Origin of the sequence: Paraburkholderia edwinii, from assembly GCF_019428685.1 — a bacterium.
Taxonomy (GTDB): Bacteria; Pseudomonadota; Gammaproteobacteria; order Burkholderiales; family Burkholderiaceae; genus Paraburkholderia; species Paraburkholderia edwinii.
Genome location: NZ_CP080096.1, coordinates 1,723,868 through 1,736,484 on the forward strand (window position 1 = coordinate 1,723,868; position 12,617 = coordinate 1,736,484).

General features: G+C 63.4%; 12 protein-coding genes. 6 read left to right on the forward strand and 6 right to left on the reverse strand.

The window, feature by feature from the left end:
* Positions 1 to 111: 111 nt before the first annotated feature.
* From KZJ38_RS29505 to KZJ38_RS29515, 3 genes are all read right to left on the reverse strand, one after another.
* Positions 112 to 1,863 (reverse strand): ATP-dependent DNA ligase, encoded by a 1,752-nt coding sequence (locus KZJ38_RS29505; RefSeq protein WP_219800619.1) that lies wholly within the window; start codon positions 1,861 to 1,863, stop codon positions 112 to 114.
* Positions 1,860 to 2,978, reverse strand: coding sequence for a ligase-associated DNA damage response exonuclease (locus KZJ38_RS29510; RefSeq protein ID WP_219800620.1), 1,119 nt, complete (start codon positions 2,976 to 2,978; stop codon positions 1,860 to 1,862). Before KZJ38_RS29510 ends, KZJ38_RS29505 begins: the two co-directional genes overlap by 4 nt.
* A gap of 323 nt (positions 2,979 to 3,301) precedes the next feature.
* Positions 3,302 to 3,706: a hypothetical protein gene (locus tag KZJ38_RS29515; RefSeq protein ID WP_219800621.1), complete on the reverse strand. Its 405-nt coding sequence runs from the start codon at positions 3,704 to 3,706 to the stop codon at positions 3,302 to 3,304.
* A 240-nt stretch (positions 3,707 to 3,946) separates the two neighbouring features.
* Here KZJ38_RS29515 and KZJ38_RS29520 point away from each other — a divergent pair, with 240 nt between their 5' ends.
* Positions 3,947 to 4,324, forward strand: coding sequence for a DUF3022 domain-containing protein (locus KZJ38_RS29520; protein WP_219800622.1), 378 nt, complete (start codon positions 3,947 to 3,949; stop codon positions 4,322 to 4,324).
* A gap of 226 nt (positions 4,325 to 4,550) precedes the next feature.
* The gene (gene katE, locus KZJ38_RS29525) at positions 4,551 to 6,662 is read left to right on the forward strand and encodes a catalase HPII (RefSeq protein ID WP_219800623.1); all 2,112 of its coding nucleotides are present in this window, start codon (positions 4,551 to 4,553) and stop codon (positions 6,660 to 6,662) included.
* A 62-nt stretch (positions 6,663 to 6,724) separates the two neighbouring features.
* On the opposite strand, the gene KZJ38_RS29530 is transcribed toward katE, so the two are convergent.
* Together KZJ38_RS29530 and KZJ38_RS29535 are read right to left on the reverse strand one after the other, a co-directional pair.
* The gene (locus KZJ38_RS29530; protein WP_219800624.1) at positions 6,725 to 7,141 is read right to left on the reverse strand and encodes a DUF3564 family protein; all 417 of its coding nucleotides are present in this window, start codon (positions 7,139 to 7,141) and stop codon (positions 6,725 to 6,727) included.
* 99 nt (positions 7,142 to 7,240) lie between these two features.
* Positions 7,241 to 7,504, reverse strand: a complete 264-nt coding sequence (locus KZJ38_RS29535) for a hypothetical protein (RefSeq protein WP_219800625.1) — start codon at positions 7,502 to 7,504, stop codon at positions 7,241 to 7,243.
* Positions 7,505 to 7,671: 167 nt separating this feature from the next.
* On the opposite strand from KZJ38_RS29535, the gene KZJ38_RS29540 reads away from it, so the two are divergent.
* From KZJ38_RS29540 to KZJ38_RS29555, 4 genes are all read left to right on the forward strand, one after another.
* Entirely contained in the window at positions 7,672 to 9,240 is a 1,569-nt protein-coding gene (locus KZJ38_RS29540; protein WP_219800626.1) for an alkaline phosphatase family protein, read from the forward strand.
* 149 nt (positions 9,241 to 9,389) lie between these two features.
* Positions 9,390 to 10,319 (forward strand): ABC transporter ATP-binding protein, encoded by a 930-nt coding sequence (locus tag KZJ38_RS29545; protein ID WP_219800627.1) that lies wholly within the window; start codon positions 9,390 to 9,392, stop codon positions 10,317 to 10,319.
* The gene (locus KZJ38_RS29550) at positions 10,316 to 11,077 is read left to right on the forward strand and encodes an ABC transporter permease (RefSeq protein WP_219800628.1); all 762 of its coding nucleotides are present in this window, start codon (positions 10,316 to 10,318) and stop codon (positions 11,075 to 11,077) included. Before KZJ38_RS29545 ends, KZJ38_RS29550 begins: the two co-directional genes overlap by 4 nt.
* 81 nt (positions 11,078 to 11,158) lie before the next feature.
* Entirely contained in the window at positions 11,159 to 12,376 is a 1,218-nt protein-coding gene (locus KZJ38_RS29555) for a sensor histidine kinase (RefSeq protein WP_219800629.1), read from the forward strand.
* Positions 12,377 to 12,478: 102 nt separating this feature from the next.
* Here KZJ38_RS29555 and KZJ38_RS29560 read toward each other — a convergent pair whose 3' ends face one another.
* Positions 12,479 to 12,607, reverse strand: coding sequence for an MFS transporter small subunit (locus KZJ38_RS29560; RefSeq protein WP_219800630.1), 129 nt, complete (start codon positions 12,605 to 12,607; stop codon positions 12,479 to 12,481).
* Positions 12,608 to 12,617: the final 10 nt, after the last annotated feature.

Genomic DNA, 12,617 nt, shown 5'->3' on the forward strand with positions numbered 1-12,617 from the left:
ATTTCGCAATGAACCTGTGCGTTTTTTGCTTCGTGCATAAGAATGTCAATTCGATAAACGCTGTGCGTGGCCGGCCTGGTTGACTCCGCCAAATTAACGGTTACTTACGGGTTATTGCGCTGCCGGATCGATGAATCCCTTGAGCATCGCTAACGTGTCGGCATCGTCGATATGCTTGTCGGTGCGCCAGCGCAGCATGCGCGGAAATCTCACGGCGACGCCGGATTTGTGCCGGCTGCTTGCCTGGATGCCTTCGAAGCCGATCTCGAAAACGAGCGTCGGCGTGACGCTGCGCACCGGTCCGAATTTTTCGACGGTGGTCCTGCGCACGATCGCATCGACTTCGCGCATTTCTTCGTCGGTCAGGCCCGAGTACGCTTTTGCGAACGGCACTAGCGTACGTATGCCGTTCGCTTCGTCCCATACTGCGAACGTGAAATCGGTATACAGGCTCGCGCGACGGCCGTGGCCGCGTTGCGCATAGACGAGCACCGCGTCGACCGCATAAGGGTCGATCTTCCATTTCCACCAGGTGCCCGCCGCTTTCGTGCGGCCGACACCGTACAGCGATTGCCGCTCCTTGAGCATCAAACCTTCGACGCCGCGCGCGCGGCTCTGTGCGCGCAGCTCGGCTAGTGCGGACCAGCTCCCCGCATCGACGAGCGGGGATACGCGCAGCAGATCGCGCGCGAGCGTGCCGGCAAGCGCATCGGCCAAGGCGTCGAGCCTCGCGCGCCGTTCGGCAAGCGGCGTCATGCGAAGGTCGGCGCCGTGCGCTTCGAGCAGGTCGTAGGCGAGAAACGCGGCGGGAGAATCGGCGAGTACCTTTTTTGTCAGGGATTTGCGTGTGATGCGCGGCTGCAGGCGCGCGAACGGCAGCGGCGCCTGCGCGCCGGGCTGCCACGCGAGTATTTCGCCGTCGATCACGAAACCCTCGGGCAAGGCGTCGCCGAGCGCGACCACTTCGGGAAAACGCTCGGTAATCAGGTCTTCGCCGCGCGACCAGATCCACACGCGGCCATCGCGTTTGACGATCTGGGCGCGTATGCCGTCCCACTTCCATTCCGCGAGCCAGTGCGCGGGGTCGCCGAGCGTTTCGGGCGCGGCCTGCAGCGGATGCGCGAGAAAAAACGGGTAGGGCAGCGCGCGTTCGGCTTCGTATGCCGCCTGTGCGGCCTGGGTGGATTGGTCTGATGCATCGTGTGTGTTGCTCTCGTGGTCCGCGTCCTGCGCTCCACCGGCACCTTGCGCGCCGGGCGACGGAGGCGACGCGGCGGGCGCGATCAGCCGCAGGTAGCGCGCCGCATCGGGCGGCTGCCGCGTATCGGTCCAGCCTACCATTCGTTGTGCGATCAACTTGTGGTCGACGCCCGCCACGTCGGCGAGCGCCCGCACGACGAGCTGCCGCGCGACGCCGACGCGAAATCCGCCGCCGATCAGTTTCGTCAGCAGGAAGCGGCCGCTCCAGTCGAGCTCGTCCCAATACTCGACAAGCCGCATGCGCAACGCGTCGGGCGATGCGCCGCGCAAGGTCAGCACGCGCTCCTCGACCCATTGCGTGAGCCCGAGTTCTGAGCTGCGCGAGGCCGGCGGCAGCACATGCGCAATGGTTTCGGCGAGGTCTCCGACGGCCTGGTATGACTCGTCGAAGAGCCATTCGGGCAAACCCGCGCGCTCGCGGGCGACTTCGGTGAGAAGCCGCGTCGGCACCGTTTGCCGCGGCTTGCCGCCGGCGAGAAAGTACGACGCCCATGCGGCGTCTTCCGGCGGCGCGGCGGAAAAATAGGTTGTGAGCGCATCGAGTTTGTCGCGAGTCGAGGTCGTCGCGTCGAGCGCTGCATAGAGCGCGGCAAAGCGCTTCATTGCGTGGGCGTCTCCGTGTCTTCGGTATCGCTTGCCGGCAGCTGGGGTAAGGCGGTTGGCAAGGACGGCGAAGCAGCGGCTGCGTCGGCGCTTGCGCCTTGCGTGTCGGCTTCGACGTTGTCGCCGCCGTATTCGGTTGCGAATGCGCCGGCGTCGAGGCCCTGTTCGCGCAGCCACCGGACCATCGGTTCCACCTGGCCATGCGTGACGATGACGCGCGTCGCGCCGGTTGCGGCAATGGCCGTCTGCAGCGAGGGCCAGTCGGCGTGGTCGGACAATACGAAGCCGCGGTCGACGCCGCGCCTTCGCCGCGTGCCGCGCAGACGCATCCAGCCCGATGCGAACGCGTCGCTATAGTCGCCGAAGCGGCGCAGCCATGCGCTGCCTTGCGCCGACGGCGGCGCGACGATCAACGCTTCGTTGAAGATGGCCTTGTCTTTCGCGGGGACTTCCGCCGCGCTGCGTGTGTCCGGCAATGCGACGCCGGCCGCGCGGTACGCGTGGTTGAGCGGTTCGACCGCGCCGTGGCAGAAGATCGGGCCGATCGCGGCGTCGACGCTCGCGAGAACGCGCTGCGCCTTGCCGAAGCTGTAGCAGAACACGACCGACGCGCGCTTTTGTGCCGCGTTGTGCCGCCACCATGCGTCGATGCCGGCGAAGATGGCTTGCGGCATATCCCATCGGTAGATCGGCAAGCCGAAGGTCGATTCCGTGATGAACGTATTACAGCGCACGGGTTCGAATGGCGCGCAGGTCGGATCGGCGTCGAGCTTGTAGTCGCCCGATGCGACCCATACCTCGCCGCGCGATTCGACGCGGACCTGCGCGGAGCCGAGCACGTGGCCGGCCGGGTGCAGCGACACATCGACGCCGTTAATCGTGACGCGTTCGCCGTAGTCGAGCGCCCGCAGGCTGATGCCCGGCAAACGCGACTGCAATACGCCGGCGCCCGCCGCCGATGCGAGGTAATGACGATGGCCGAAGCGGGCGTGATCGGAATGCGCGTGGGTAATGACCGCCCGCTCGACCGGTTGCCAGGGGTCGATATAAAAGTCGCCCGCGGCGCAATACAGGCCTTCGGGACGCGCGACGATCAGGTCTTCGGGTTTCGCCAATCGTCATCTCCGTGGTGCGCGATCTGTAATGCGTGTGTGACGAATCTAACTGCGGAACCTAACTGCGGAACCCTACCTGAGCAGTTTAACCGTGGCTGTGTGTTGGGCGATGCGACGGGACGATGCGATGATGGTTGACAGTGTTGGCAAAGTCTCCATTCGATTGTCTTCGTTCGATTCATTCGGTTAGATGCAATCGATATGGCAAGGCGCAGACATGAAGCGGCGCGCCCGCGTGAAGGCGACGCGCCGTCGATTGCATCGTTTACTGCGTGCTAATGCGGGTCTGGGCCTTATCGGCCCTCACTGACCCTCACTCGCCCTTACTGGCCATTGCGCATCGTATCGCCAGACGTGCCCGGCTGCTGCATGCCGTTGCCGGGCGCCATGCCATTGCCCGGCGCCATGCCGCGGTTCGCCGGCGCCGGCGTTGCACCTGTCCCTGTGCCTACGCCGCCGCCGGTACCGGTCGTCCCTGGGGTGCCATAGCCGCCATCCGGGGACGTCCCCCGATTCATGCCGCGATTGGGGACGGTGCCCGGTGTGGCAACGCCGCCAGCGCCGCCCGTCGTGCCGCCGCCGGCGCCGATACCCGAGCCGTTACCGGCCGAGCCGCCGCCCGACGAGCCGCCGCCTGCGCCACCGCCGGCGCCTGCTTGGGCATAGACGCCGCCGGAAAGTGCCATCACCAGCGCTGATGCAAGAATCTTCTTCACAGTGCTTTTCATCGTCGGATCCTCCGGGAAGGGTTCATGAACGCGAGCGGTTGTCGCTCGCCTCGCCTTACATCGCGCAAGCAGTGTGCCGCGTGCGAGGGTTGTTCCCGAGGGGTAGTCCCGGATGGGTAGTCCCGGATGGGTAGTCCCGGATGGGTAGTCCCGGATGGGTAGTCCCCACTCGCCGCGGGAACAGCCGTTGCGCGGCGCGCATTGCAGAACTTGCAATGCCTTCGCAACGGAGAAATGCATATGAAGCAATCGATCGATATGGAGCAGCGGCTGACCGAAATCGAACATGCGCTGTCGCGGCGCTTCGCCTCGCCGTCAACGTCGGTCACGCATCTGGCCGATTCGAAGGGACATTTGACGTTTCAGGTCTCGTGGGTCGAGTCCGCGGCGCAAATGAACATTCTCGATGCGCGCTGTGCGCTGAGTGTCGTGCTCGCGTCGCGCACGATGAACCGCTATGCGTCGATGAGTGCCGCGGATCGCGTACGCGCGCGGGAGCGGCTGTGCGGCATTGCGCGCGACAAGGCGCGCGATGCGCAACGCGAGCCGCATACGGCCGGCTGCAATACGACGCTCGATGTGAGCGAGCCGATGCTCGAGGATGCCGCGCGCGCCTAGCCCGCGTGTTGCCGCGTGCGCGTTAGCGCCAGGTCTGCGGTATGTGCTACCTGTTCGATCGCTTTGCGTCAGCGACTTTGCCCCAGCGGCTTTGACCCAGCGCGCCCGGCGTGTGTTTCGGGAACAGCGGTTGCAGCGCGACCGTAGGATGCGCGACTAGCAGGCCTCTCAGCCTCTGTGCGCCCTCGAACGCAGCATGCGTCCCGACAATAAAGGAGCACATCGAATGGCAACCAAACCCCGCAATGCCCACTCCGGTTCGTCCGGTTCCTCCGCGGCCGATCCGAAATCCCAGGCGCTCGAAGCGTCGCGCGCGCGACCTGCGAACGAGGCGCTTCGCACGAATCAGGGCGTAAAAATCGCCGACAACCAGAACACGTTACGCGCGGGTGCGCGTGGTCCGTCGCTGCTCGAAGATTTCATCATGCGTGAAAAAATCACGCACTTCGACCACGAGCGCATTCCGGAGCGCATCGTCCATGCGCGCGGTTCCGCGGCGCACGGCGTGTTTCAGGTCTACGAGCCGATGACCGAATTTACGAAGGCGGCTTTCCTGCAGGATCCCGCGGTGCAGACACCTGTGTATGTGCGCTTTTCGACCGTGCAGGGGCCGCGCGGGTCGGCGGATACGGTGCGCGACGTGCGCGGCTTTGCCGTGAAGTTTTATACGAGCGAGGGCAATTACGACCTCGTCGGCAACAATATGCCCGTGTTCTTTATTCAGGATGCGATCAAGTTTCCCGACTTCGTGCACGCGGTGAAGCCCGAGGCGCCGAACGAAATGCCGACCGGCGGTTCCGCGCACGATACGTTCTGGGATTTTGTTTCGCTGGTGCCCGAATCGACGCATATGGTGTTGTGGACGATGTCCGATCGCGCGATTCCGCGCAGCCTTCGCACGATGGAAGGCTTCGGCGTGCATACGTTCCGCTTCGTAAACGCCGAGGGCAGGGCGCGTTTTGTGAAGTTCCATTGGCGGCCGGTGCTCGGTTCGTATTCGCTGCTGTGGGACGAAGCGCAGAAGATCGCGGGTAAGGATCCGGACTTCCACCGGCGCGACTTGTGGGAAGCGATTGAGCGTGGCGACTTCCCCGAATTCGAACTCGGCGTGCAGCTGGTCGAAGAGAAAGACGAGCACACGCTCGGTTTCGATCTGCTCGATCCGACCAAGCTGATTCCTGAGGAAATCGTGCCGGTCAGAATCGTCGGCAAGATGACCTTGAACCGCAATCCGGACAATTTCTTTGCCGAGACCGAACAGGTTGCGTTTCACCCCGGGCATGTCGTGCCCGGCATCGATTTCTCGAACGATCCGCTCCTGCAAGGGCGTTTGTTCTCATACACCGATACGCAGATCAGCCGGCTCGGCGGCGCGAACTTCCATGAGATTCCGATCAACCGGCCGCTGTCGCCGAACGTGAACAATCAGCGCGACGGTATGCACCGGCAGACGATCAACGTCGGTCAGGCGTCTTACGAGCCGAATTCGTTGAATGATGCGTGGCCTAAGGAAACCGATCCGGCGCCGCGCGATGGCGGCTTCGAGAGTTATCCGGAAGCTGTCGAGGGAACGAAGATTCGGGTGCGCAGCGAGTCGTTCGCCGATCATTTTTCACAAGCGGCGCTGTTCTATCAGAGCATGAGCGACGTCGAGAAGGAGCATATCGTTGCCGCCTATCAGTTCGAGCTCGGCAAGGTGACGCGGCCGGAGATTCGCGCGCGCGTCGTCAACGAGATCCTCGCCAACTACGACCTCGATCTGGCGAAGAAGGTAGCGGAAGGGCTCGGTCTTCCCGCGCCTAAAAAGGGCGCTAAAGCGGTCGGTCAACAGCAGTCTTCGCCGGCGTTGAGCCTGCTTAATCGCGTCAAGCCGGGCATCAGGACGCGCAAGATTGCGCTGCTCGCCGCGCCGGGCGTCGACGAAACGTCGTTCAAGGCGCTGCGCAAGAAGCTCGAAGACGAAGGCGCGGCACCGCTGCTGATTGCGCCCACGCTTGCGCCGGTCGCCGGTGCGCATCCCGATGCGACGATCGCGGGAATGCCGTCGATCATGTTCGACGCGGTGATCGTATGCGGCGGCGAGGCGAGTGCGAAGACGCTTGCGCAATCGGGCGACGCGCGGCACTTCGTGCTCGAAGCGTTCAAGCATCTGAAGGCGATTGCGGCGCTCGGCGCGGGCCGCGAGGTATTGAAGGCGGCGCACCTGCCTGATCAGGCCGACGGTGTTGCGACCGGCGGCGATGGCGATGTCGATACGGTGCTGAAGAAGTTTATCGAAGCGGCCGGTCAGCACCGTGTGTGGTCGCGGCGTGCGATGGCCGAGACGGTGCCGGCATAAAACGATGTGGTGGTTCAATGGCGAGCGCGCGGATGCGCTCGCCATCTCCGCGCGTCGCCACCTTAGCGGCCGCGCGGCCGGCCTGACTCGCTTGAGTGCGTGGCCGGCAGTTTGCCCGCCGGCGGCATGCGTGTTGCACCCACGGCACCCGCGGGCCGCTCGACCGCGCGCAGCCGCCAGTAGCCGTCGACCGGTCCATGCCGCACGCCTGAAGACATCCACCGTGCTCCGCCCTGCGCGGATGCGACATTGCCGCGACGGTCCACCCGCATGCCGTACAGCGTGACGAACGGTTCGTCGCAACCGTGTTCGCAGAGCGTGAGCACGCCATCGATATCGCGCATTTCGCCCGTCGCCGGCAGTTCGATGCCGCGGCGCGCGTCCACCACCCAGTCGCGGTTTGCCGTGTCAAGCCACAGCACCGCGTAGTCGTGGCCCGCCGTCGGATCGGGCGTGTTAATCAGAATGGACAGACGCATAAGGCCTCCGCGTGAAGTAAGTCGGTGGTTCGGCGGTGACGACTGTCCTGCTTGACACCGTTGCGTGTGTTGCGCTTTGCATGACCCGGCCTTGGCCCTTTAGTGGCCCTTTAAGCGGGCCTTTGCGTGCGTTTCGAGCACGTTTTCCAGAGCATTTTCAAAGTTGAGTCCAGCGCAAAAACTTAGGTCATCCATTTCAAGGCTAGTTCCGCAACCTTGTATTTCAAGCAACGGCCGTTCCAATGTGAGCGTGCAACAGGTGCGTATCAGGTGCGCAACAACGGCTTCGCGCAGCCACGCGGCAAATCGGCGCAGCGGCTCGGATTGACCTGCTGCCGTCGAATTGCCCGGTACAAACTTCAAATCACGCGTCCTTATTTACGCAGGTTGGTTCGTACACCTTTTGCAATGCGACCGGATCTGTCGGGTTTGCATGACCGGGTATGTCGAATGCTGTTTCCGCGCATCCTCAACGCGGTGCGTTTGCGTTCGCGCTTCGCACGGTCATTCCCAAATAAAAGGACTTTACGATGAGCGCATCGTCTTTCGACAAGCAGAACGAATTTGCACAAGGCGCCGGCGAACCAGATCTCGTACGCAGGCAAATCGTCGCGGCGATCGTCGGTTCGTTCGCGCTATCGGCGTGCGGCGGCGGGGGCGGCGGCGGAAGCAGCGATCCCGGCTCGGGCACGCCGCCGAACCAGAGCATTGGGCAGATTCCGCCGGACCGCGCTAATCTTCCGCGTCCGGCGCTGCCCGTGCCGGGTTCGTCGGGCATCGACCATATCGTGCTCGTCACGATGGAGAACCGTTCGTTCGATCATCTGCTCGGCTGGGTACCGAACGCGGAAGGCTTGCCGGCAGGCCGGCAATTTACCGATGCCTTCGGTGAAGCGCAGGCGCCGTTCGCGCTATCGGCGAATCCTGCGTATGGTTTCCAGGGCTGCTCGTTCGCGGACCCCGATCATGCGTACGATGCGGGCCGCGTGCATCTTGCAAACGGCGCGATGAACGGCTTCCTGCTCACCCCGAATACGAACCAGACGCGCGGCGACTTGCTGCCGATCGGCTTCTTCCAGCAGGCGGACCTCGATTTCTATCGCGGCGCGGTGCCGCTCTACACGGTCTGCGACTATTACATGAGCGGCATCCTCGCGGATACGTTCCCGAATCGCGTGTACCTGCACAGCGGCGAAACGGACCGCTTGAGCGATACGCTCGATACGTCGCAACTGCCGACCATCTGGGATCGGCTCGACGCGAAGGGCATCACGTCGACCTACTATTTCCATGACGTGCCGTTCACCGCGCTTTATGGCGCGCGTTATGTGAGCCGCTCGAAGCTCTTCAACGATTTTCTGACGGATGCGGCCGCCGGTGCGCTGCCATCGTTCTGCATGGTCGACCCGAGTTTCGGCGGCGAAGCACAGGGCATCTCGAACGACGACCATCCGCATGCGGACGTGCGCAACGGGCAGGTGCTGTTGGGGCAGATCTACGAGGCGTTGCGCACGAGCCCGACCTGGAGTTCGACGCTGATGATCGTCGTCTACGACGAGTGGGGCGGGTTTATGGAGCATGTCGCGTCGCCGGTCAAGCCGGTCTCGGCGGCAGAGCAGGCGCTCGGCAACGACGGGCGCCTCGGCTTTCGCGTGCCGTGCATGCTGCTGGGTCCGCGCGTGGGTGCGAACCAGGTCGCGCGCTATCCGTTCGACCCGAGTTCGATCCATCAACTGCTGCAATGGCGTTTCGGTCTCGATCCGCTCGGTGTGCGCGCAAGCGACCCGACTACGTTCAATCTCGCCTATGCACTCGATCTGACCCAGCCGCCGCGCACCGATGCGCCCGCGGTCGCCGTTGCGCCGGGGCCGTTCGGCACGGCGTGTGCGCTCGTGCCGCCGGGCGGCAGCGGCATCGGCTCGATCGACAACGCGCAGCAGACCGGCGCGCCGGCGTCAGGCGCCGCGGCGTCGGGTACGGCTGCATCCGGCACCCCTGCATCGGGCACGTCCGCTTCGAGCGAGCTCAAGCAGAGCGTGCCGGGCGGGCGCTTTTCCGATCTGCGCGCGAAAGCGACGGCGCTCGGCTTCCCGCAATAACGCGCATGCGCGCGCTTAGGCATATCGAGGCGCGCGCACATCGGCACACGTGGCGCCCACATGGGCAGCCACGCGCATCGTGCGCGCGACGATGAATCTTCGATGACCGCCTTGCACATGGCAGGGCCATATCTGCTATCGTCGCGGGCATGCCGCCAATCATATCGATATCCAATCTATCCAAAACCTACGCATCCGGTTTCCACGCGCTCAAAGGAATCAACCTGTCGATCGGGCGTGGGGAAATTTTCGCATTGCTCGGGCCGAACGGCGCGGGCAAAACGACGCTGATCAGCATCGTCTGCGGGATCGTCAGGGCATCCGCCGGGTCCGTCGTGGTCGACGGGCATGATATCCAGCACGACTACCGCGCCGCGCGCGAGCTGATCGGCCTCGTGCCGCAGGAGCTCACGACCGATGCGTTCGAAACCGTGTGGGCCACCGTCTCGTTTAGCCGCGGACTGTTCGGCAAGCCGAAGAATCCCGAGTACATCGAAAAGGTGCTGCGCGACCTGTCGCTGTGGGAGAAGCGCGATAACCGCATCATGACGCTGTCGGGCGGCATGAAGCGCCGCGTGCTGATCGCCAAGGCGCTGTCGCACGAGCCGCGCGTGCTGTTCCTCGACGAGCCGACCGCCGGTGTCGACGTCGAATTGCGGCGCGATATGTGGCGCCTCGTGCGCTCGCTGACCGCAAGCGGTGTGACGGTCGTGCTGACCACGCACTACATCGAGGAAGCGGAGGAGATGGCCGATCGCATCGGCGTGATCAACGGCGGCGAGATCATCATTGTCGAAGAGAAGCGCGAGCTGATCCGCAAGCTCGGCAAGAAGCAGTTGCGGCTGCATCTCGAAGCGCCGCTTACGGCCGTGCCTGCGGCGCTTGCCGACTACGGGCTCGAAATCGCCAACGGCGGCGCCGAACTCGTCTACACCTACGACTCGGAACGCGAGCGCGCCGGCATCGCCGCGCTGCTCAACGATCTGAATCATGCGGGCATCCGCTTCAAGGACCTGCAGACGTCGCAAAGCTCGCTCGAAGATATCTTCGTGAGCCTCGTGCGAGGCCAACCATCATGAACCTGCATGCGATCCGCGCGATTTACCGCTTCGAAATGGCGCGCACCGGGCGCACGCTGATGCAAAGCATCGTCGCGCCCGTCATTTCCACCTCGCTTTACTTCGTCGTGTTCGGCGCGGCGATCGGCTCGCGGATTCGCGAAGTCGAAGGCGTCAGCTATGGCTCGTTTATCGTGCCAGGGCTCATCATGCTGTCGTTGCTGTCGCAAAGCATTTCGAATGCGTCGTTCGGCATCTACTTTCCGCGCTTCACCGGCACCATTTACGAACTGCTTTCGGCGCCTGTGTCGTATCTCGAGATCGTCATCAGCTATGTCGGTGCGGCGGCAACGAAGTCGATCATTCTCGGGCTCATCATTCTCGCGACGGCGGGGCTGTTCGTGCCGCTGCAGATTCAGCATCCGCTGTGGATGGTGCTGTTTCTCGTGCTGACGTCGGTGACGTTCAGTCTGCTCGGATTCATCATAGGCATCTGGGCCGATAACTTCGAGAAGCTGCAGATCGTGCCGCTCCTGATCATCACGCCGCTCACGTTTCTCGGCGGCAGTTTCTATTCGGTCGCGATGCTGCCGCCGGGCTGGCGCATCGTGGCGCTGTTCAATCCGATCGTTTATCTGATTAGCGGCTTCCGCTGGAGCTTCTACGGGCTGGCCGATGTCAGCGTCGGCATCAGCCTCGGCATGACGGCCCTATTTCTTGCGGTGTTTCTCGTGGTGATCGCGTGGATCTTTAAAACGGGGTACCGGTTGAAGTCGTAGTAGGATGGACGTTCGTCACGGCCCGGCACAGTCGTTGCCGGTCCGTTTGCCTTCCGCCGTGCTCCGTCGCAAGGTGCTGCCATGGCTCTCAAACCATCACAACCGCTGCGTCTCTTTGCCGAGCATCTGCGCGAACAGCGCATCAATCTGACCGAGCGATGGATGAAGGCCGTGTTCAACGACGCGGACCTGACCGAGTCGGACCGGCTGACTTACGAACAGCTGGCCGACCACGTTCCCGCCATTCTCGAAGAACTCTGCAGCGCGCTCGAAGATCAGGATCTCGACCAGGTCGAGCCGTCGATCGAGCGCAACGCGAAGCTGCACGGCAGGCTGCGCTGGAAGCAGGGCTATCGCATCGACGAACTCGTGCGCGAGCTCGATTTGCTGCGTCAGGTGTTGCTGGGCGCGATTTTCGGCTATGCAGAGCAGTATCCGGCGTTCACGCGGCGGCACGAGGAACGTGCGCGCTATTTTATCGACGAGGCGATCAGCTTCGTGACGCTCACGTCGATTCGCGAGGTCATGACCGAGCGCGACCGCAAGATCGACGAATACACGGGGCGGCTCGAACGCGCGAATCACGAACTGCTGCTCAAGCAGAAGCTCGTCGGCGAATTGTATGAATCGCGGATGCAGCTCACGCGCAGCGTCGTGCACGATCTGCGCAACTTTCTCAATGTGTTTTCGATGGCGCTGCAGATGATTGCGCGCGCGCCGGCCAGGACCGATACGGCGCTCGCGCTCGCGAACCGGCAGGTCGGCGATATGAAGACGCTCGTCGACGAGCTCGTCGAATATTCGATCGTGCTCGGCGATACGAATGCGTTCGCCACCGAGGCAATCGATCTGCGTGCGCTGTTCGACGAACTGGTTGCGGCCTGTGTGCCCACGGTGGAGGCGAAAGGCTTGCGCCTCGTGCAACGTTTCGATCGCGAGCTCGGGACGGTCGTGTCGAACCGGCTCAAGCTCAAGCAGATCGCGCTCAATCTGCTGTCCAATGCGGCCAAGTACACGAAGGTGGGCGAGGTCGAGTTCGATATGCACGTGTGCGGTGAGAGCCAGTGGTGCCTGCGCGTGTCCGATACCGGCGTCGGCATCGGCGCGGCGGACCAGGAGCGCGTGTTCAAGGAGTTCGAGCGCGCGAACCATGAGGATGTGCCCGGCGTCGGGCTTGGTCTTGCGATCGTGCGCGAGCTGTGCCGCACGCTGCATGGGGACTTACGATTCGCGTCGCACGAAGGCGAGGGGACGACGTTCGAGATTATCTTTCCGCTGCGGCTCGATACGGATGGTTGATGCGGGAAGCGAAGCGCAAACGAAAAAGGCCGGGCATCGCGCCCGGCCTTACTTTTATTCGCTTCGGCGAATTTTACGAATTCAACGAAGCGAGCGTGCAGCTCAACCGAACAGCTTGACGGCCTGCAGCAGCGTATTGGTCACGCCCCATGCGAGCGGAATCAGGACGTACAGCCAGAAGATAACGAGCAGGCCCTTGTTGGACGGATGCTCCTGAGTCGTGGTGTTCATAAGGGTCCTC

Bases quoted from the DNA above. Each gene is read 5' to 3' on its own strand.
- KZJ38_RS29520 (WP_219800622.1), top strand. From the start codon at position 3,947: ATGAAGCAATCGATCGATATGGAGCAGCGGCTGACCGAAATCGAACAT.
- KZJ38_RS29530 (WP_219800624.1), bottom strand. From the start codon at position 7,141: ATGCGTCTGTCCATTCTGATTAACACGCCCGATCCGACGGCGGGCCAC.
- KZJ38_RS29545 (WP_219800627.1), top strand. From the start codon at position 9,390: ATGCCGCCAATCATATCGATATCCAATCTATCCAAAACCTACGCATCC.
- katE (WP_219800623.1), top strand. From the start codon at position 4,551: ATGGCAACCAAACCCCGCAATGCCCACTCCGGTTCGTCCGGTTCCTCC.
- KZJ38_RS29560 (WP_219800630.1), bottom strand. From the start codon at position 12,607: ATGAACACCACGACTCAGGAGCATCCGTCCAACAAGGGCCTGCTCGTT.
- KZJ38_RS29505 (WP_219800619.1), bottom strand. From the start codon at position 1,863: ATGAAGCGCTTTGCCGCGCTCTATGCAGCGCTCGACGCGACGACCTCG.
- KZJ38_RS29515 (WP_219800621.1), bottom strand. From the start codon at position 3,706: ATGAAAAGCACTGTGAAGAAGATTCTTGCATCAGCGCTGGTGATGGCA.
- KZJ38_RS29540 (WP_219800626.1), top strand. From the start codon at position 7,672: ATGAGCGCATCGTCTTTCGACAAGCAGAACGAATTTGCACAAGGCGCC.
- KZJ38_RS29550 (WP_219800628.1), top strand. From the start codon at position 10,316: ATGAACCTGCATGCGATCCGCGCGATTTACCGCTTCGAAATGGCGCGC.
- KZJ38_RS29555 (WP_219800629.1), top strand. From the start codon at position 11,159: ATGGCTCTCAAACCATCACAACCGCTGCGTCTCTTTGCCGAGCATCTG.